16 protein-coding genes and 3 pseudogenes are annotated in these 17659 nt (G+C 68.2%); 10 read left to right on the top strand and 9 right to left on the bottom strand.

Translation table 11 applies throughout. The annotated features are described in order from the left end of the window. Positions 1-178: 178 nt before the first annotated feature. The gene (locus tag ACIO9J_RS41395) at positions 179-1669 is read right to left on the bottom strand and encodes a carboxylesterase/lipase family protein (protein ID WP_402010652.1); all 1491 of its coding nucleotides are present in this window, start codon (positions 1667-1669) and stop codon (positions 179-181) included. A gap of 97 nt (positions 1670-1766) precedes the next feature. Here ACIO9J_RS41395 and ACIO9J_RS41390 point away from each other — a divergent pair, with 97 nt between their 5' ends. The 3 genes and pseudogenes from ACIO9J_RS41390 to ACIO9J_RS41380 all read left to right on the top strand — a co-directional run. Next, positions 1767-2369, top strand: a complete 603-nt coding sequence (locus tag ACIO9J_RS41390) for a TetR/AcrR family transcriptional regulator (RefSeq protein ID WP_402010650.1) — start codon at positions 1767-1769, stop codon at positions 2367-2369. 49 nt (positions 2370-2418) lie between these two features. After that, complete coding sequence (locus ACIO9J_RS41385; protein WP_402010649.1) at positions 2419-3273, top strand: alpha/beta fold hydrolase; 855 nt, start codon at positions 2419-2421, stop codon at positions 3271-3273. Between the two features lie 51 nt (positions 3274-3324). Next, positions 3325-3417 (top strand): annotated as a pseudogene (locus ACIO9J_RS41380) (hypothetical protein); the annotation flags it as partial. A 177-nt stretch (positions 3418-3594) separates the two neighbouring features. On the opposite strand, the gene ACIO9J_RS41375 reads toward ACIO9J_RS41380, so the two are convergent. Further along, a complete protein-coding gene (locus ACIO9J_RS41375) occupies positions 3595-3747 on the bottom strand; it encodes a hypothetical protein (RefSeq protein ID WP_402010716.1) in 153 nt (50 codons plus the stop codon). 128 nt (positions 3748-3875) lie between these two features. On the opposite strand from ACIO9J_RS41375, the gene ACIO9J_RS41370 reads away from it, so the two are divergent. Beyond that, the gene (locus tag ACIO9J_RS41370) at positions 3876-4028 is read left to right on the top strand and encodes a hypothetical protein (RefSeq protein ID WP_402010647.1); all 153 of its coding nucleotides are present in this window, start codon (positions 3876-3878) and stop codon (positions 4026-4028) included. 7 nt (positions 4029-4035) lie between these two features. Here the strand turns inward: ACIO9J_RS41370 and ACIO9J_RS41365 are convergent, their stop codons facing one another. Further along, entirely contained in the window at positions 4036-4221 is a 186-nt protein-coding gene (locus ACIO9J_RS41365) for a hypothetical protein (protein WP_402010646.1), read from the bottom strand. A gap of 1822 nt (positions 4222-6043) precedes the next feature. On the opposite strand from ACIO9J_RS41365, the gene ACIO9J_RS41360 reads away from it, so the two are divergent. The 3 genes from ACIO9J_RS41360 (at position 6044) to ACIO9J_RS41350 (ending at position 9698) form a co-directional block, all read left to right on the top strand. Next, the gene (locus ACIO9J_RS41360; RefSeq protein ID WP_402010644.1) at positions 6044-6814 is read left to right on the top strand and encodes a transposase family protein; all 771 of its coding nucleotides are present in this window, start codon (positions 6044-6046) and stop codon (positions 6812-6814) included. An 86-nt stretch (positions 6815-6900) separates the two neighbouring features. Next, positions 6901-7368 (top strand): NUDIX hydrolase, encoded by a 468-nt coding sequence (locus ACIO9J_RS41355; protein WP_402010643.1) that lies wholly within the window; start codon positions 6901-6903, stop codon positions 7366-7368. Positions 7369-9200: 1832 nt separating this feature from the next. Then, on the top strand, positions 9201-9698 hold the full coding sequence (locus ACIO9J_RS41350) for a hypothetical protein (protein ID WP_402010641.1): 498 nt from the start codon (positions 9201-9203) through the stop codon (positions 9696-9698). Here the strand turns inward: ACIO9J_RS41350 and ACIO9J_RS41345 are convergent. Together ACIO9J_RS41345 and ACIO9J_RS41340 are read right to left on the bottom strand one after the other, a co-directional pair. After that, positions 9684-10593 (bottom strand): annotated as a pseudogene (locus ACIO9J_RS41345) (IS5 family transposase). The gene ACIO9J_RS41350 and the pseudogene ACIO9J_RS41345 sit on opposite strands and share 15 nt — an antisense overlap. A gap of 753 nt (positions 10594-11346) precedes the next feature. After that, positions 11347-11691, bottom strand: coding sequence for a hypothetical protein (locus ACIO9J_RS41340; RefSeq protein WP_402010639.1), 345 nt, complete (start codon positions 11689-11691; stop codon positions 11347-11349). Positions 11692-12745: 1054 nt separating this feature from the next. On the opposite strand from ACIO9J_RS41340, the pseudogene ACIO9J_RS41335 reads away from it, so the two are divergent. Together ACIO9J_RS41335 and ACIO9J_RS41330 are read left to right on the top strand one after the other, a co-directional pair. Further along, positions 12746-13269, top strand: a pseudogene (locus ACIO9J_RS41335) (DUF2199 domain-containing protein). Next, complete coding sequence (locus tag ACIO9J_RS41330) at positions 13269-14495, top strand: hypothetical protein (protein ID WP_402010638.1); 1227 nt, start codon at positions 13269-13271, stop codon at positions 14493-14495. The pseudogene ACIO9J_RS41335 and the gene ACIO9J_RS41330 overlap by 1 nt, the downstream one beginning before the upstream one ends. 206 nt (positions 14496-14701) lie before the next feature. Here the strand turns inward: ACIO9J_RS41330 and ACIO9J_RS41325 are convergent, their stop codons facing one another. The 4 genes from ACIO9J_RS41325 to ACIO9J_RS41310 form a co-directional block, all read right to left on the bottom strand. After that, complete coding sequence (locus ACIO9J_RS41325; RefSeq protein ID WP_402010705.1) at positions 14702-14983, bottom strand: PQQ-binding-like beta-propeller repeat protein; 282 nt, start codon at positions 14981-14983, stop codon at positions 14702-14704. Positions 14984-15045: 62 nt separating this feature from the next. Beyond that, positions 15046-15174: a hypothetical protein gene (locus ACIO9J_RS41320; RefSeq protein WP_402010636.1), complete on the bottom strand. Its 129-nt coding sequence runs from the start codon at positions 15172-15174 to the stop codon at positions 15046-15048. Positions 15175-15404: 230 nt separating this feature from the next. Beyond that, positions 15405-15548, bottom strand: coding sequence for a hypothetical protein (locus ACIO9J_RS41315; protein ID WP_402010634.1), 144 nt, complete (start codon positions 15546-15548; stop codon positions 15405-15407). A 127-nt stretch (positions 15549-15675) separates the two neighbouring features. Further along, entirely contained in the window at positions 15676-15918 is a 243-nt protein-coding gene (locus ACIO9J_RS41310) for a hypothetical protein (RefSeq protein WP_402010633.1), read from the bottom strand. 771 nt (positions 15919-16689) lie between these two features. Between ACIO9J_RS41310 and ACIO9J_RS41305 the strand changes: the two genes are divergently transcribed. Further along, entirely contained in the window at positions 16690-17358 is a 669-nt protein-coding gene (locus tag ACIO9J_RS41305) for a DUF6461 domain-containing protein (RefSeq protein WP_402010631.1), read from the top strand. Positions 17359-17659: the final 301 nt, after the last annotated feature.

Genomic DNA, 17659 nt, shown 5'->3' with positions numbered 1-17659 from the left:
GCGCTGGTGTGGCGAAGAGGTGCGGAGAGCGAACCCATCCGGGCCCCGGCCGGGATCATGAGTGACCTGGGCCCTCTCCCGCCAACCTCCCCCAGCTCTCGATGTCGACCGTCACCACCCTCGGCTGGGATCTGATGCCAACTAGCAGCGCCCCAGCCGTAGGAGCCGACCCGCACAACTACAAATCATCGAAGGGGGCGGGGGCATGACCTTCCCAGATCTGGCGGGACGCCTGCTCGGGGTAGGGCAGAGTCTTCGACTCGGCGTCCAGGACGCGGGTGAGGAGCCCGCCGGGCCGATGGGCGGGCCAGCCCGCGTCGCCGGTGGTGATGAAGCGAACCCATGCCTCCTGGAGTTCACGGGAGAGCACGACGGCCTCGGGAGTGGGCTCCTCTCCGATGAGTTGGGTGCCGACGGGGCTGTCCAGCGTGCCGAACGCCAGGGGCACGTCGAGGCTGTGGCAGGCGCCCAGGATGCCGCCGAGGGCCGGGGTGACCCAGGTCAGTTCGAAGAGGTACGAGGTGCCGCCCGCCGCGGCGTTCGCCTCGGCCAGCTTCTGTGACGGCATGCGGAAGACGGCGTCGGAGTACACCGTCTCCACGAGTTCCTCCGGGCCCGCCTGCGGGAACGCGGCACGGTAGGCCCGCGCGCCGTCCGGTTGCGGGGCGAGCAGTCCCAGGGCCGCGTGGGCGTCCTCCTCGGTGAAGGTGCCGTACCGTCCGCTCACGACGCTGAAGTACCGGAATTCGTCCCGGGCGTGGCCGACGAGCAGTTCGGTCCCGTTCGCGCGCGCACCCGTCAGCGCGGTCCAGGGCGTTTCCGGGAGGACCTCGCCGTCGACGACGGGGCACAGCGCGGTGCCGGTCTCCGTGAGGCGCCCCCAGTCCTCCCGGTGCGCGTGGAGGCCGGCGTTGAAGGAAGTGAGCTCGGCGGCCAGGTGCCACGGGTCGATGTCACGCAGGGCCTCGGCGGTGGGGGCCGCCGCGCCGAGCCGGTCCGCGAACGCGGCGGTGACCTGCCGTGCCAGCGCGGGGGTGCTGTGCAGCGCCGGCACGGAGTGGGCGATGGCCCGCCGGAACAAGCCGCGCGCGGACCTCATCGTCAGCAGGGCGGCGACCGAGCCCGCCCCGGCGGACGTCCCGCCCACGGTGACGCGGCCGGGGTCGCCTCCGAAGGCGGCGATGTTGCGCCGCACCCACTCCAGTGCCGCGATCTGGTCGAGGAACCCGCGGTTGGGCGGTACGTCGTCGAGGAACGCGAATCCCTCCGCTCCCACACGGCAGTTGACGGTCACCACGACGATTCCCGCCCCGGCCAGCGCCGCCGGGTCGTACATCGGATCGCTCGACGCCGCCGAGAGGTAGCCGCCCACGGGGAGCCACACCAGCACCGGCAGTCCCGCCGCACCGGGATCCGGAGTGCCGACGTTGAGCGTCAGCCAGTCGGTGCCCTGCGGGGCCACGTCGATCGGCAGGGACAGCGGCACCACGGGGCCGAACTCGGCCGCCTGCCTCGTCCCCTCCCAGCGGTGCGGCGGCGCGGGCGCGGCGAAGCGCAGCGCACCGACCGGGGGTTGGGCATAGGGGATGCCGCGGAACACCGCGTGCCCCTGCCGCCACTCCCCCTGCACCACGCTTTCCGTGGTGCGCGCCTTCGGCTGTTCGGACATGGCGACTCCTTCCGACGAGTGCACTCCAGGATTATCGGTCAGGTGTATTATGTCGACCGTATTGGAAAAATCCTCAGGCGCGAGGGAGGGGCCGACGGTGCCGAAACAGGTGGATCACCGCGGACGCCGCGAAGCGATCGCCCGCGCCCTGTGGCGGGTGGTGGAGCAGCGCGGCGTCACGCAGCTGACGATGCGCGTGGTGGCACAGGAGGCGGGCATGTCACTCGGGCAGCTGCAGCACTACTTCGCCTCCCGGACCGCCATGCTCTCCTTCGCCATGGATTTCGCGTCCGAGCAGACCTCGGTGCGCGTACGCCAGGGGCTCGAAAAGCTCGGTGACCGTCCGCACCCCCGTGACGTGCTGCGACTGACGCTCGCGGAGATGCTCCCCCTGCACGCCGACGCCCGCGCGACCAGCCGGATGAGCGCCGCCTACGTCCTGGAGGCGCTGCACGACCAGACCGTCCACGAGCAGGCGCGCCGCGGTCTCGTCCAAGGGCGGGCCCTCGTCGAGCAATTGGTCCGCCAGGCGATCGCCGACGGGCACATCGACTCCGGCCGCGATCCGGCGACCGAGACCAACCTGCTCCTTGCCCTCACCGGCTTCACCTCCCTGATCGAACTCGACGTGATCGAACCCCAGGACGCACTCGCCGCGATCGATGCGCATCTCGACCGGCTGTTTAGCAGCAGTTCGTGACCTGCCCCGGCCTGGGGGCAGGCGTTCCTCAGCTTCGGGAGTGTGAGCAATGGCCGTGCACGTAACCGTGTGGGACGACCGCGAGCGGGTGGCGGACAGCCGGGCCAGGACGGCTTCGGCGGCCACGGTGCCTACGGCGGCGGCCGCCGCCCCGGCCCTCTTCGTCCACAACATCTTCACCTGGGGCAGCGACTCCACGTACGGATTCGCCGCGCAGCGCCCCCTCGCCGACGGTCGGCGTCTCCTCCTGATGGACCGCCAGGGCTACGGCGACAGTCCCGACACCGCGCGCAGCGACTTCGCCGTCGATGCCGAGGACGTCGTGGAGGTCCTCGGCGACGAGGCGCTCGCCGCGGGTCCGGGCGGCGCCCATCTCGTGGGGCACGGGAACGGCGCCGTCGCCGCGCTCATCGCCGCCGCACGCCGCCCCGACCTCGTCCGCTCCCTCGCCCTCATCCAGCCCTCCGCCTTCACCGCCGCGGCGCATCATCCCGTCGTCGCCGACCTCCTCGACCGCGTACGCGACGGTGCCCCGGGCATCCCGGAGGACGTCACGCCGGAGCAGTATCTGCGGGCGTCCACCGAAGGGTTGGGGATGGACATGCCCGAGCCCACGCCCCGCCGACTCCGTGCCGTCGCCACGTCCATGAGGGAGCGTCCCATCTGGGAGGCGGGCATCCCGCTGGAGGCGATCCGGGACGCCGCCCTGCCGGTCCTGGTGATCTGCGGAACCTGGGAACACGCGCCGGCCGCGTACCGCGAGCACGTGGGGCGGCCCCTCACGGCCGTGGCCGAGTCCCTCACCGCCTCGCTCGGCGGCCGGCTACTGCGGGTCCCCGGGTACTACCCGCACACCCAGGAACCCGTTCTCGTCAACGCGGCGCTGCGGGAGTTCTGGGACTGAGCGCCGGTCTCCGCGTGGACTGCCAGCCCCGCGCGGCCGACCCCGGACTGAATGATCGTGCAGGCCCTCGATGGGCGCGCCCCGGTGTACGTCCACGTCGGCGACTGCCACGTGGCGGGCGAGGAGCCGAAGAGTGCCACTCGCGAACAGGCGCGTGGCAGACGCGTGGCAGACGCTCACGGTCGACCGGGGGGGACACCTATCCGCACCGCCGACCCGACACCACGCTCGGGATGCTGGACTAGCCATCGTCGGAAGCGGCACGCCTGCGCTGCCGGAGCGGCGCCGTCACCCACATCACCAGACCGACAAGCGACAGGATCACCACGCCGCCGCCACGGTCACCGCGCCCGCGATCGCGAGGATCGTGAGCACCAGTTCCCACCAGGTTGGCTCCTCGTCCATCGTGCTTCCGCTTCGGACCATGCCGACGATGACGGTCGCCGACGGGAATTCGCTCCCGATGCGCCCCACGCCGCGAACATCTAGCCGAAGAGAAGCGGCCGCCCTCCGGCTGCGCAGCGTGCCGGCGCACCCCACCCTGGAGGTATGGCGAGTGCACGTACACCCGCCGCTCGTTACGGGGGGGGTGGCGGGTGGTCGTGCACGGGCAGATCCTCGGCCTCGCGCACTCCGACGCCGACGTGATCGATTTCCTGCGCCGTACGCACCTGCCGGACGCGGAGCAGCTGTTCGACGATCCGTCGTGGTTACCGTGGCGCGGCGGGCAGGCGCATCACTGCGAGGCCGGGTGACACATGGCTACGCGGCGATCGCGACCCACAGCGCGACCAGCAGCCCGAAGACGAGCACAACCGTCGCAGCGGCCGCCAGCACGGCGACCCCCGCGAGCGATCCCATGACCCTCCACGCGACTCTCGTCACGCGGTTCGCGCGATCGACGGCGTCGTGATAGCCACTGTCGTCGTCCCAATCACAGCTCATCATCGCCCCCGGGATAGAAACTCACGGGGCCTGGTCATCCACAGAGGCACCCACCCCCGCGCGGTGCGCTCTACCGTTACGCCCTGCTCCGGGGCGGCTTGGGCCGCCCCACACCAGTCGTAGGCGGTGCGCTTGGACCGTTCCAGGGGCCCCGATGACCTCTCCCGCCGCAAAGGGCACCGGGTCCCCGGCGAAGAGCTCATCCACGACCTGCTCGCGAAGGACCTACAAGCTCACCCGCATCCGGGTGGTGAACCCTGGCCAGTCTGCCGAAGCGGGGGGTGTGGGGCGGCCGACTCACGGCTACCGAAGCCCCAGAAACAATGCCCCACCTTGCAGACGACCGATAGACAGCACTGAGACTGCAGCACGGCCAAAGCGCAAAACCCCCGCACGACGACCCGGCGCGTAGAGTCCCTCCACGTGCCCCCTATCCCGCGCACCTACAGCTACAGTCTCAACGGCCAAACGCAGACAGTAAAGAAACCACAAAGCCCCCCCCTAACGCCCCAGTTCAAAAAGGGTGCTCTCCGCGCGAGCGGAGGTGAGTCGATCTCCCGGGAGGTCTACGACCTGCGGCACGAAGCCCTGGCCGCGCGCGTGAGCACGCTGGAGACACGAGCGGATCGTGGCAACGAGGAGATAGCTGATCGGTGCGGTCCCGCCGACCGGCGAGCCCGCGCCCTCGACCCTCACCCGTGCCCGGCTGGTCGGGCAGCTCCACTCGATGAGCCAACACCTGGGCAGCACGTCCATTTTGACCGGGGACGGCGGCGACAGCGTCCTGTCCCCTTTGTGGAGGCCCCGTTGACTTGATCCGTATTCCGACTGCTGGCACTGCGTACGTCAGGCGAACGACCTCCGGAGGAGCCGCGACAGCGACCGAAGCGACTGAAACCGCCGGTCTTGTCGTCGTCGAACTCGTCGACGGGACAGCGCTGGTGAACCTGTCGGCCACCGTCTCCGACAGGCCTGCCGGCTCCCCTTGGGGCCCGCATCGGTTCCCTTTCGCCCCGGCTATGTGTGGCTCCCCTATGCGCAGTCGTGAACGGCCGTCGTCCGAATGGACAAGCGCCCTTCTGCCCCTCGCCAGCCGACATTATGGCCGTCGGCCGTGCCCCCGTCGACACCGTCCCCGATGCCACCGCCACCTTCTGAGGGCGGGGCAACCAACGCCAGGAGTACTTCGTTAGCTCAGCTCAGACCGCCTCGTAGGGCGGTCGTGCTTTCGGTGCTTGCTGCGGTTGACGAGGAGCCGGATGGCGCAGACAACGGCGCAAGCCAGACCCGCATAGAGCAGAGGAGACGTCCAGAACCACACCACTTCAGTGCTGTGGCCACTACTCCAGTGACAGCTGATGGACGGCAGGAGACCGTTCACGTCGACCGATGTCAGCGTGTAGTCCCGTCCCGCGTCCCTGTACACACCATCGCCGGTTTTGTCCGCGCACACGTCGAGTGGGTTTGTGAAGGCGAGCCCGTAAATAGACCCAGCCCCGTAAGCGGCGATCGCTGCCGAACTGCCAATCACAGCCCAGCGGGCCGGCCAGGAGGGCTTCCGCCTAGACACCCACAAGGCATACGGGATAGAGCCCATGGCGAAGAGGAAGATCGTGATCACCGGCGGACCCAGCAACGCGAAAAAAGACACCATGAACGCTGACGCTACGCCGAATGGACAACCCCCGGCAGCCGACTCCGAGCACACACTGGCCAGGACGACTTCAGATCAGCTGTCCCTTGAAACAAACCACACCCATTCTCGTTCCAGGCCGGAGCTGCTAAAGGCTGTTGCAGAAGGCTGTGAACTGGGCATCTCCGATGTATGGCTGGGGTGTTGAGGGCTGAGCGGGTGTGGGTGGAGACGTTCACCGGCCTGCGGATGCGGCAGTTTGATGGGCTGCTGAAGGTGGTGCGTGAGCGGGGCGGGAACGGCCCCGGTGGCGGCCGCCCGTGGTGCCTGCCGTTGGCTGATCGGGTGCTTCTGGTGGCCGTCTATTACCGAACGAACCTCACTATGCGGCAGCTCGCGCCGCTGTTCGGGGTCTCGTCGGCTACCGTGTGCCGGGTCATCCAGCGGTTGGGGCCACTGCTGAGTCTGGAGCCCACCGCCCGCCCAGCCGATGCGGCGGACCGGTTGTGGATCGTGGACGGCACCCTGATCCCGGTCCGCGACCGGACCACCGCCGCCTCCTCACGCAACTACCGGTTCTCGGCGAATGCGCAGGTCATCATCGATGCCGACACTCGTCTGGTGGTGGCCACGGCGCAGCCGGCTCCAGGCAACAAGACCGACGCCCACGTGTGGCGGAACTCCGGCCTGGACCGATACTGCGAAGGCGTCACGGTGCTGGGTGACGGCGCCTACTTCGACACCGGCCTCGTTGTCCCGCACCGCAAACGCCAGCGCCGCCCGCTGCTGCCGGGCGAAGAGGCCGACAACGCCGAGCACCGACGGGTACGGACCCGCGTGGAACACGCCTTCGCCCGCATGAAGAACTACAAGATCCTCCGCGACTGCCGGCAGCACGGCGACGGCCTCCACCACGCCGTTCAGGCCGTCGCCTACATGCACAACCTCGCCCTCGCATCATGACCAGGGAACCGCTTCCCCAGACCCTGACCTGCTCTAACGCAGCCTTCTGCAACAGCCTTTAGCCCTTGATGAGGAGCATCACCGCAATGGGCAGGACCGAGTACTACAACGACCCCAAGGCACCCACGGCCAACACCCTGATCCCCGCCAGCAACATGCTCGTCGTCAACGACGAGGGAGAAATCCTCCTGCAGCGGCGCCGCGATACCGGGCAATGGGCCCTGCCCGGCGGCGCCCAGGACATCGGCGAGAGCCCCGCCCAGTGCGCGGTACGCGAATGCCAAGAAGAGACCGGCATCGTCGCCGAGGTCACCGGCTTCCTCGGCGTCTACTCCCACCCGGCACACATCGTCGCCTACACCGACGGCGAGATCCGCCAGCAATTCGAGGTCACGTACACCGGCCGCCCCCTCAGCGGTAAGCCCACGATCAACGACGAGGCAGACGGCGTGCGCTGGGTCCACCCGGACGACCTCGAAGCCCTCGACATCCACCCGAGCATGCACGAACAGATCGGTCACTACCTGGCCGGCATCTACCCGTTCCTGGGATAACCCTGCAGAGCACGAGACCCGACTCATCCACCCCGGCCCGTACCCGCCGCACACTGGCATGGGTCTCCGGTTCGGCTCGGCGGATGAAGCACACGACGCCACTCTCCCCGCTGTAACAGCGCAGGACCTCGGCCACCCGCTCCTCAGACGTCACACACCGCCGTCCAGCGTGGTCGTCACAACCCAGTTCACCAGAGCGTCCATGAGCACTGAGTCATCGGGCATCGGAAGTACACCGGCCAGACCAGCGCAAAGCCCACGCTCCTCAGCCTCAAGGGGCGGACCCCGGACCACCGCCGCGAACCGACCATACTGCCCTGTCCAATACCCCTTCGATAGCACGGACCTTCGCACTCTCCCCGACGGACAACCACTAACACCCGCGGGAACTGTGCACCCTTACAAACGGCCAATAGACAACACGAAGGCCGCAGCACGGCCATCCGACACGTAGAGCCCCCCAGCGTGGCCACCAACCCTGCACACCTGCGCTTACAGCCTCAACGACCAAACCAATATGGTAAATAAACTGCAAAGGCCTTCTAGCGTCGCAGGTCGGGAAGGATGCTCTCCGCGCGAGCGGAGGTGAGTCGCTGCACGCCCGAACCCCTGCATCCCTGATCGCGTGCTCTCCGCGCAAGCGGAAGTGAGTCAGTCGCACGTCACCGAGGTACAGGTCAAAGACGCCCTCTCCACGCGAGCAGAGGCGAGCAGCTCTGCGGGGTTTCCTGACGTGCGTCGAAGCCCGTGCTCTCTACACCAGGGAAGGCCGTCACCTCGACGGATCGCCCGCAGTCATGGTCGGGGATAAGCGGGCAAACGACTTGAGAGGTCAGTTTTGGCGACTTTGTTGCGCAACAGGCGCCTCAATGCTGTACAAGTGACGCTGACTTCACAGGTCTTTGTGCTGCGTTGAGGGACAGCCGCGTACGGGCCGGGCTTCTTGAAGTGAGACAGGCTCTGTGGGATGAGGCAGGCAATACGGCCTCCCGTGGACCTCGGATGGCACGTGCACTTCTGGCGTCCCGCAGTGCCGTCCCGCCACACGGGAAATCTGAGAATGAAACATGCTCTGATGCCGAAAACGACCTCTGAGCACTCCGCGAATAGCGTGCTGGACCGATGCGGCTGATGGGCAGTGGAGGCATGGCATCGACCTTGATGTGATGGGCTACCAGTTCCCCGATGCCGACCACCCGGGGAAACGGCCCAGCTGGCTGATCGCGGAGGGCACGGCGAACAGCGTGCAGGGAGCGTGGGCCTTTCCCTGGCAGGCGCTGCCCCCTCCATGAAGCGATCACACTGACTGTCTGGCTCGGCAACATCGCTCACGTCGCCTTCTGCGTCCAACAGACGCACACCATAATTGAGTACACCGAGCCCAACCTCGCTTTCGCAGTCGCGTCGGCGTCGGCGCGCATGAGGTCGTCTTTAAGGCCCGCCTAGGCCTCGAGTTCTCGCCGCCCCGACGGAGGCGGATTCATGCCGGTGATCCATCAAACTCCCGTGCCGCATCACTTCCCAGGCATTGCTCGGTGCCGCGACCGAATGGTCCGCCTACATCGCGCCCTGTTCGCCCTGGCCACCGGGCGAACAGTCCGGTCCGGTGTGCTCTGCTCGAACGCCCAGCCATGAGTCGACGGCGCCAGAGGTGCCAGGGCGTGTCCGAGGAGTCATCAGTTGCTACGGGTGATGGCATCACCCGTATCGCTGGGCTCCGGTCGGGAGAATGAGGGAGACCGTTTGGCTACGTGATCGGGGCCTCTATGAGTCTGTCGGGACAGATACTTCCGCTGGTAGGTGTTGCGCTGGGCGCTGTCGCGTCGTTCCTGGTGAGCAGCTTGAACGACCGAGCACGGTGGCGGCGTGAGCAGTCCGTGCGCTGGGACGGGCGGCGTCTGGACGCCTATGGCGAGTACATCCACGCGGTCAAAGAGCTCGCGGGCCGATATCAGCGTATCGCTGCGGGCTGCGGACTGGTGACCGGTCCCGCGCCACTGGAGCTCACAGCCGAGGTGCTCGCCGAGCTGGGCGCGGCTGAGGCCCGCCGCTCCGCGCTGGGCGAGACCTGCGAGTTGCTGGGAGACACTGACACGAACACCGCGTCCAAGAGGCTGAACCACTGCCTGTGGCGGCTGGAGCACCTGGCGCGGGGCGTGCCCACCGAAGTCGAACAGGGCTGGGACCAGGCGTACTTGGAGTTCAGAGACACACAGCGGCAGTACACCGAGTACGCGCGGGCCAGTCTGGGGGTGACCGGTCCGGTCAACCGGGACGTCGCCTGGCCCTCGGCCTGGCGCCCGGCGAGTCGATCGTCACATGCCGAGTAAGAGTCCGGACCCGCTTCGCGGCCGGCGCCAGAGCCGGATCGCGGCGACAGTGACGGTGCTGTGGAAGGTGTAGGCCCTCTTGTCGAAGCGTGTTGTCACGGTCCGGTGGACCTTGAGTTCGTTGATCATCCGCTCGACCTCGTTCCTGCGCGCGTACCGGGTCCGGTCGAGCCGACGGGTCGGCCTCCCTTGTTTCCACGATGCTGGCGATGAGCCCGCTGGTCCCGCCGTTCAGGGATGGTGTGCTTGATCTGCCGACGGCGCGGGTGACGGCGGATGCAGCTCGAGAAATACGCGTTGCCGCCGCTGAGGTGGTCCGGCCGGGTGCGGGGACGACCATCGGCCGGGCGCGGCACGCGAAGGCGTTCCAAGACCGGGGATCATCTGTGGGGCATCACCCCCATTGTCCGGGCGCAACCAGCACGGCCAACGGCCGCATTCCGCCCTCACCAGCCAAGTGGATCTTCATCGTCAGCCCGCCCCACGAGCGGCCTCAAGCTTTCATCTGGACGGTGCTGGGCGGGCCAGGTGCGCTCGCCGGGTTTCCGCGGCGCCTGCCTGCGTGCCCCAGCGGCGTGCCGATGAGCTCGGCACACGGTGGAGTTCACACTCACCATCGACCAGTCGATGCGCTCCTCCGTGCCAACATCGACCTAAACGACCCTGAGAATCCTGTCCCCCCATCCTCTGACCACCTGAGATGCCGGTCACGCATCGTTGTCCACTTCCCGAACCGTGTCGGCACATCCCGCCATGGGATGCCGGTCCGCTGCCGGAACAGGATTCCGTCGATCACCTGACGGTGGTTCTTCCGACGCCCACCCCGCCCGACGTTCTTCGGCAAGTGCGGCCTCAACCGGGACCATTCCTCGTCCGCTACGTCACCCCGCCCCACGCGACCGAAACGTTCAGGACGCTCGTCAGTCACGCAACCCACTGGACAGGTCCTAGAAGGGCAAGCTCAGGCCTGCTTGCTAGCGGATGCGGCGGGGCTGAGCCGGCCGCTTCGATGGCAGATGCCCCGCGGCCCGCAGATGGTGTCTGCTCTCATCGTGTTGACGGCATCGGAGAAAGCGACGGAACCTCCGTACCTCCCGGTTCCAGCCGCTGCGGGAAGAGCGCATGTCCGACTAGTCGGTTGCCGTGCGCGGACGCCCCGGCGACCCGGCCCCAGGCCCGCCTATTACCGCCCGAGAGGGACCCGCGCACACAGGCCCGTGGCGCCTGCGCACGCCACGGACCTGCCCTACGAAGTGTCCCCCACGTGAGGCGATCGCGCGCTCCTTCACTCGAATGAAGAGGGCCGAGCCCAGGGTTGGCTGGCTGCTGAAATCCCAACCCGCAACGCCGCTTCCATGGGGGCACAGCCAGCACCGCGCTCTCTTTCAGTGGGCGATGCCAGCCGGCGTGGTGGTGCCGCCCAGCACCGCGAGCAAGCACAGGGGGTGGGGAACCCCGACGGTAGCGGCGGCCCCTGCACTCGCTGTGGGTCAGACAGGCGGTCCAAGACCATGGATAGCGAGTCGAGTTCAGGCAGGTCGATGCCCCCGCCCGCGTGCGTCCCATCCAGACTCGGGCCAGTGAGCCATCAGGAGCTGTCCACGCGCGAGTTACACATCTCGCCGCAGAAGAACGCACCTCGGGCAGCTCACGAACAGCGGCGCCCCATCTTCGCGAAGTGACGGCTATTCCCCTTGGTGTCCCACCACTCTTCCAACAGGCCATGCACCAGCTGCGCCAGATGGCCAAGACGCTCAGGATCAGGGGCGGTCGCGGTGAACACGTCCACAAAGGACCTGTCGCTCCACGGCAGCGTGAACACCCAGCACTCGTCGTCATATCCGTTGCGCGCGATGAGCAGCTGGTAGGTCAAGGTGACACTGCGGTCCGGGTGATGTTCCACCGTCAGGCCGGTGATGTTGAACCTGACCGTCCCATTGTCGGAGGTGAATGAACGGGCCAGGACACTCTCAGCTGGCGTGTGAACCACCATCTGCACCTCTCATCTTGGCTACACGCAACTCACGCTAACTGCTGGCAACTGGCGGTGTGGCCCGTAACCCGGTTAGCAGTCTGCAGGTCGTTGGTACGGCGGGGTGTTCCGGTTTTGTTGCGGGGTATCCCGCACCAGGACAAGAAACGGCCCAGGTCGAGAACCCGCCTCCGTTCCGCTTGGAGACAATCGATGCCGTCCCGAGCTGCCAGTCCGGCACAACTGGCATGGTGGGGAGAGCCGTGAGCGAAAACCCGCAGAAGACGGCCGAGACCCGTACGGCATCCATGGTGAAGCTCGCACGAAACCGGATCAAATGGGCATAGTCGGGCCGGACAAGGGCACAGCAGCCCTACACAATGGCTCCTGTCACGGAGGCATCGCCAAGAGGGCATGACGAAGCCTCCAGGTGGCTTCGCGTTCTGGTGAGAACGAGTACGAGCGTCCAACCGGCTGCTAACCGTTAGGACGACCCCCTCAGACGGAGCTGCTAGCTCCGCCCGGTGTCAGAAGGGGGATGCTCAGCTGGGGTGCGCTTACGCCTCGGAGACTGGGCGTCCCGGCGGCCAGGAAGGTATAGAGCCCAGCCGCCGACAACAGCAGGGCCTGCGTCTGTGGCCGGTGGGCCTGGCCCTGGTCTCGGCCTTCGCCCTCGCGGGCCTCGTCGTGGGCAGAGTGCCCTTCGCCGGCTGGGACCTGCTCGGTGCCCACGACCTCAAGACATTGGACCGCCTAGACGCCACGACGCTCTTCGACCTGGTGAGACTTCACCATGGCGGACCTCTGCGGCCGCACGATCCGCTTCGATGGCGCCGAAGGCACACCGCCGACAAACCTGCGGCGAACAGCCGACGCGCACCAGACCTGAGGAACAGGGGCCGGTCTCGCCTCAGCCGCAGGCCAGGCCAGGCCTCGAACGATCAGCTGAGCTTGGCCAGGAGCAGCGCGGCGGAGAGCAGGCCGGGCACGATGTGCGCGGCCGGTCGACGTGCACGGCGCCGCCGCGGCGGAAGTCACGTTGCGGTATTGGATCCCGTCGCTAGGCTCCGGCCCCATGACCAGTGATCTCGGGTTCACCCGCGCGGGCTGCGGGGCCCGTCACCCTGAGCTGCCGATGAGCTACACGGCTACGGTCCCGGCCATGTGGGATACCGCCTTCGCCGATGCCGACGACTGCTCACTCTCGTCGGACCGGTGCGTGATCCGGGGGCAGCACCCTTTCGTCGTGGGCTTGATCGAGATGCCGGTCATCGGAACCGATGACGTGTTCTCCTGGGGCGCCTGGTCTCGCTCAGCCGCGAGAATTTCTCCAGGGCAGCTGACCTGTGGAACACCGCTGGCCGGGAGACCGAGAAGCCGTACTTCGGCTGGCTCACCACAGACCTGGCCGCCTACCCGGCCACGACCTTGAACCTCAAGACGCACGTCCACACACGGCCGGTCGGTGAGCGCCCGTTCGTCGAGCTCGAGCCCACTGACCACCTCCTCGCCGTCGAACAGCGCACAGGCATACCCCTGTCCCGTGTGCAGGAGATCGCGGCATCTGTGCTCCACTCCGGCACGGGCAACGAGCGGTGATGGCGGCCGACTTCGCATCGCCCCTCCCGACGGGCCCGGACGGCGAGAGCGCGCGCGTGGGCCGGATCCTGAGCGGATTGCCAGCGGCGGCCCGGGAGCTGCTCCTGGCGACCGACTGGGATTCCCTCCGACACGCCTACGGCCCCGCCGGAGACATACCCGGCTCCCTGTGTTCTCTCGTGGACGAGGACCCCGAAGCGCGGTCCCAGGCGTTGGCCGCGTTGGACATGGCCGTGCTGCACCAGGGCTCGCTGTACACGGTCACCGCGCCCGCGGCGCTGTTCGTCGCCGCGATCCTCGAGCACCCCGTGGGTCTCGCCGAGCACGAGGGGTACTTTCCGTGGGACGAGGGCCCTGCCCGCAGCCTGCGGTCCGCCCTGCTCAGCTGGCTGGGGCAGTTGGCCGAGTCGGCTGCCTATGGGGGAAATCCCGAGCGGGACCGAGTCAAGTGGGATTGGGAGCCCTGGCACGACGAAACGCGAGGCGAGCGCGACCCGGAAGAACTTGCCGCCCTGTCCGCGTGCCGGGCCATACGCCCGGCCCTGTATGACGCCGTTGAACCGCACCTGTCCGCGCCGGACCCTCACGACCGTGAAGCCGCGCTCGGTGCCGCAGTGCCGCTTCTGTCCGCCCCGAAGCTTGCCGACCGGGCACCGCGCGCCGCCGCGCTGCTGCGCGTCCAGTTGGGTGCCGGGATGGAACGACGGGAGCGAGCGAGTGCGGCACGAGCCCTAAGTGTGTGGGGAATGGACACTTCCGACCTGCTCGCCGACACCGACCCGGCCGTGCGGGTATGCGCCGCGCTCGGTCCTGTCCGTCGCGATCGCCCGCGGGCTCTCGCTGTCCTCCTCGACGCGCTGCGGGACCCGCGAACGACGGACGGCTGGTTCCCCGAGCCACTGCCAGGGCTCGACGGGTGGTTCCGGTTCACCGTGCTGCGCTCCGCGCTCGCCCTGGCCGAAACCTTCGAAGAGGTGGCACCGGTGGCGGTCGCTGTCGTGGCCGCAGGGGACACGTCGGTCGTCGACTTCGAGCGCGGGCCGATCCTGCTCAGAGCCTTTGACGGCGGCTACGACCCGGCCCATCCGCTCTCCCGCGCCCAACGCGACCTGTTGCGGGCATTCGTGGACACCGACGAGGCGACGGGAGGCATCGGCGGGAACGTGTTGTGGTTCCGTGCGGCCGGGCTGCCCGACAACCGAGAGGGCATCGCTGCGTTGCTGTGACCTTGCCCGCCACCACACTGTGCATCGAGGTTGTCCGCCCAGGCCATCTACGGCGCTCGGTCACAGGTGTGACCGAGCAGGATAGGCGGCCCTTGAGGATTCTGGTTGGCCCGTTGTGCACGACGGTTGACCCCACGGCTGCACTGCGCCGCCCTGATCAGGGGGTGCCCGGATCCCCGCCGATTCGTTTTGGAGCAGGCTGTGGCTTACGAGCCGTAGGGGCGCAGTGCGTACAGGGTCCCCTCGTCTGCGATAGGCGTGTCCTTCTTCGCGGCGACGATGACGACTCCGTCGCCGACCACGGCGCCCCGCGGCACCTCTGCACCGACGGTGCGGGTCCAGATTGCTTGGCCGCTGCTCGCGTCGAAGGCGTACACCGTGCCGTTCCGGGCCGCGTAGTAGACGATGCCGTCGGCGCTGATCGGTGAGTTGGCCAGGGGACCGCTGACCTTCGCGGACCAGTGTTTGGTTCCGGTTTCGGTGGACAGTGCGCCGTGGGCGCAGTGGCGCGCCGGACGGGCTCATCGCTACGAGGCCGGGTGACACATGGCTAGGCGACGATAGCGACCAGCAGCGCGAGGACGAACACGAACGTCCCTGCGGCCGCCAGCACGGCAATCCCCGCGAGCGATCCCATGACCTTCCACGCGAACCTCGTCACGCGGTCCACGCGGTCCACGCGGTCCACGGCGTTCTGGAGCCCCTGTCATCGTCCCAGTCACGGTTCATCATCGCCCCAGGGAGAGGAACTTACCGGGCCTGGCTATCCACGGGCACACCCGTCCCCCGCACGGTGCGCTCTACCGTGACGCCCTACTCCGGGGCGGCTTGGGCCACCCCACCCTGGAACGGTCAAAGCACACCGCCTCCGACTGGTTCGGCCCCGCCAGCCTCCCTGGCGCCGGTCCGTTATGGCCCGGTGATCAGCCACAGGATGAGGATCGCGTCCAGGTCCAGGCTGTGCCTGTACACCACGGAGATGCCGCGGCCGCCGGTCACCTCCGGCAGCAGTTCGATGGCGTAGGACTCGCTGCGTGGGTCCGCGTCCGGCAAGCCGCGGGCCTGTTCCGGGACGGGGCGTCCCCAAGGGCACGGCACACGCTCTCGACCGCGGCGCGCTCACTCGGCGAGAGGTCACCCGCGAGTATCTTCTCGGCGGCGTCGCTGGAGAACACCTGGCTCACCGCACCTGGCCCATCTTGCGGCGTAGTTCGGCCTCGACGTCGTCGGTGGGCCGGGCGAGGGCGGCCATGGCCTGCGCGTCGAAGCGCAGACGGATGCGGTTGCGGTAGGCCTGGGTGAGCTCGCGCACCGCGCTGAGATCGTCCAGGCCGATGCCGTCCAGCTCCTCCTCGAACGCGGCCCGGTCGCCGGGGAACGCCCAGGTGCTGAGGGCCGCCCGCAGCTCTGCGACCGTCCGCATGGGCGGCGGCTGAAAGCCCGTTCGGTCGGCCGAATGATCAGGCTGTGCGGTCACGGTGAGCCTCCTCGTCGCTGACCTCGACGCTACTCGGCTACCACCGCGGGGCAGTACGGCCCGGAGGAAACTGCAGCCCCTCATCGACGTCGGCATCTGCCCTCCCAGTCGAGCCGTTCGGCATCGCGACGGACGAATAGCTCCTGGCGGAGCGGGAGACGGCTGGGACGGCCCGTCCCGCTGACCGTCCTGCAAGACCATGCGGGCCTCGACCGGGAAGCGGCACTGGGTCTGGTCGACCGCGGCTGCAGACTGCACGGGCCGCACCGACCAGCGCGTCGTCGAGGCCTTGTGGAGAGCGTGGACGAGCAGACCGGCTGGTCGCCGGTCTCCGGGTGTCCTCTCCCCAGTCTTCGAGAGCCAGCGCGAGCACTATCACCGCGCCGTGCCCGTGCACGTGTAGCTACGCGTGAGTGGGCACCGGGCTTTCCGTGTTGGAAGCCCTCCCGCGCGGGGAGCAACGCTGATCCGTTGTGCAGTCACTGCAGCCATCCGGGCCACCTCCGCAGCGGCGGGGAGCCAAACCCACCGGTCGTCTACCTCGTCGTGGCCGGCAGTTCGGCTGCGGAAGTCCCGAGTACGCCGCACTAGGCTGCCAGGTGGCGCCCAGGGACTCCGTCGGCACCGCCGCGGCATCTCCTGCCCCCTCCCAACACGCCCCATCCCCTGCGCACGGCGGGGCCCGGAGGCCTGGGGGGGGCGGCCAGGGCAGTGGAAATGAACGAGGAACTACGGGAGCAGGACATGAAGGCAGGAATGGACGTGCGTTCGCTGCGCTGGGCGGTGGCCTGGATGTGCGTCACCTTCACCCGCGGCCTCGACCCCGAGGAAGTCTTTGCCCGTTACGGGGCCGAACCGTCCCAGGCCCGCCTGCTCGACTGGGACACAGCCTCAGAGCTGGTCGAGGGCGACTCCGGCGACGGGACGCTCTCGCTGCTTCGCGCCGGAAGGCTCGGGGACTGGGCTTTCTGCGTCGAGGAAGAAGGCGGCATCGGCTTCGACGAAGAAACACTCGCCAAGTTGTCCCGAGGCACTGAGACGTACAGCGTGGCGACTACCGAGGGACTCGATGTCTTCCAGTACTGGCGCAACGGCGAATGCGTCGAGTACTTCGAGCCCGGCATGGAGCACACCCGGTCTGAACAGAACAGCCTCTGGTGGGACCGGATGCAAGAGGCGCTCGCCGCGCACGAAGGCGGGGGCGCCGGGATGGCGCCAGCGGTCGCCCTCGTACTCAACCACCTCGGCATCACCCTGGACGACACCGTCCTCGCCGGGCCCTGGCCCAGCCTGACACTCGCCGAGGACGATGCACCGTCGGCATCGCCAGAGCACACCTGGACCAACGAGGGCGCGATTCCGCCCGGGACCGTCGAAGTCTTGTAGAACTCCACGGCGTTGCGCGGCGAAGGTCTGATGAGCCCGATCCTGAGGTTGTGGAAGCCGGCCCGTGCGGGGACGCGGTACCGGTGACCACGTCTCACGGCGCCCACGCGGCGGTGCAGGGTGCGCGTGTGGTTAGGCTGCCGCGGTGATCGAGTCGCTTCCGCCCCCGGGTGACCCCTCCGAGCTGCACCTGCGCATCACCTACTGCGACGCTCTGGACGACAGTTCTCACGCGGATGCGTTGGAGCGGTGTAGTGTGGAGATCCTCCACCGGCACCGCGAGCACGACAGCGGCCGCTGC

The organism is Streptomyces sp. NPDC087300 (assembly GCF_044744425.1).
Lineage (GTDB): Bacteria > Actinomycetota > Actinomycetes > Streptomycetales > Streptomycetaceae > Streptomyces.
The sequence above is the reverse complement of the archived record's forward strand: the minus strand, read 5'-3'. Positions and strand labels throughout refer to the sequence as shown.

Excerpts from the sequence above, each read along its gene's own strand:
- ACIO9J_RS41395 (WP_402010652.1), bottom strand. The coding sequence starts at position 1,669 with ATGTCCGAACAGCCGAAGGCGCGCACCACGGAAAGCGTGGTGCAGGGG.
- ACIO9J_RS41385 (WP_402010649.1), top strand. The coding sequence starts at position 2,419 with ATGGCCGTGCACGTAACCGTGTGGGACGACCGCGAGCGGGTGGCGGAC.
- ACIO9J_RS41365 (WP_402010646.1), bottom strand. The coding sequence starts at position 4,221 with ATGATGAGCTGTGATTGGGACGACGACAGTGGCTATCACGACGCCGTC.
- ACIO9J_RS41360 (WP_402010644.1), top strand. The coding sequence starts at position 6,044 with ATGGCTGGGGTGTTGAGGGCTGAGCGGGTGTGGGTGGAGACGTTCACC.
- ACIO9J_RS41355 (WP_402010643.1), top strand. The coding sequence starts at position 6,901 with ATGGGCAGGACCGAGTACTACAACGACCCCAAGGCACCCACGGCCAAC.
- ACIO9J_RS41340 (WP_402010639.1), bottom strand. The coding sequence starts at position 11,691 with ATGGTGGTTCACACGCCAGCTGAGAGTGTCCTGGCCCGTTCATTCACC.
- ACIO9J_RS41330 (WP_402010638.1), top strand. The coding sequence starts at position 13,269 with ATGGCGGCCGACTTCGCATCGCCCCTCCCGACGGGCCCGGACGGCGAG.
- ACIO9J_RS41310 (WP_402010633.1), bottom strand. The coding sequence starts at position 15,918 with ATGCGGACGGTCGCAGAGCTGCGGGCGGCCCTCAGCACCTGGGCGTTC.
- ACIO9J_RS41305 (WP_402010631.1), top strand. The coding sequence starts at position 16,690 with ATGAACGAGGAACTACGGGAGCAGGACATGAAGGCAGGAATGGACGTG.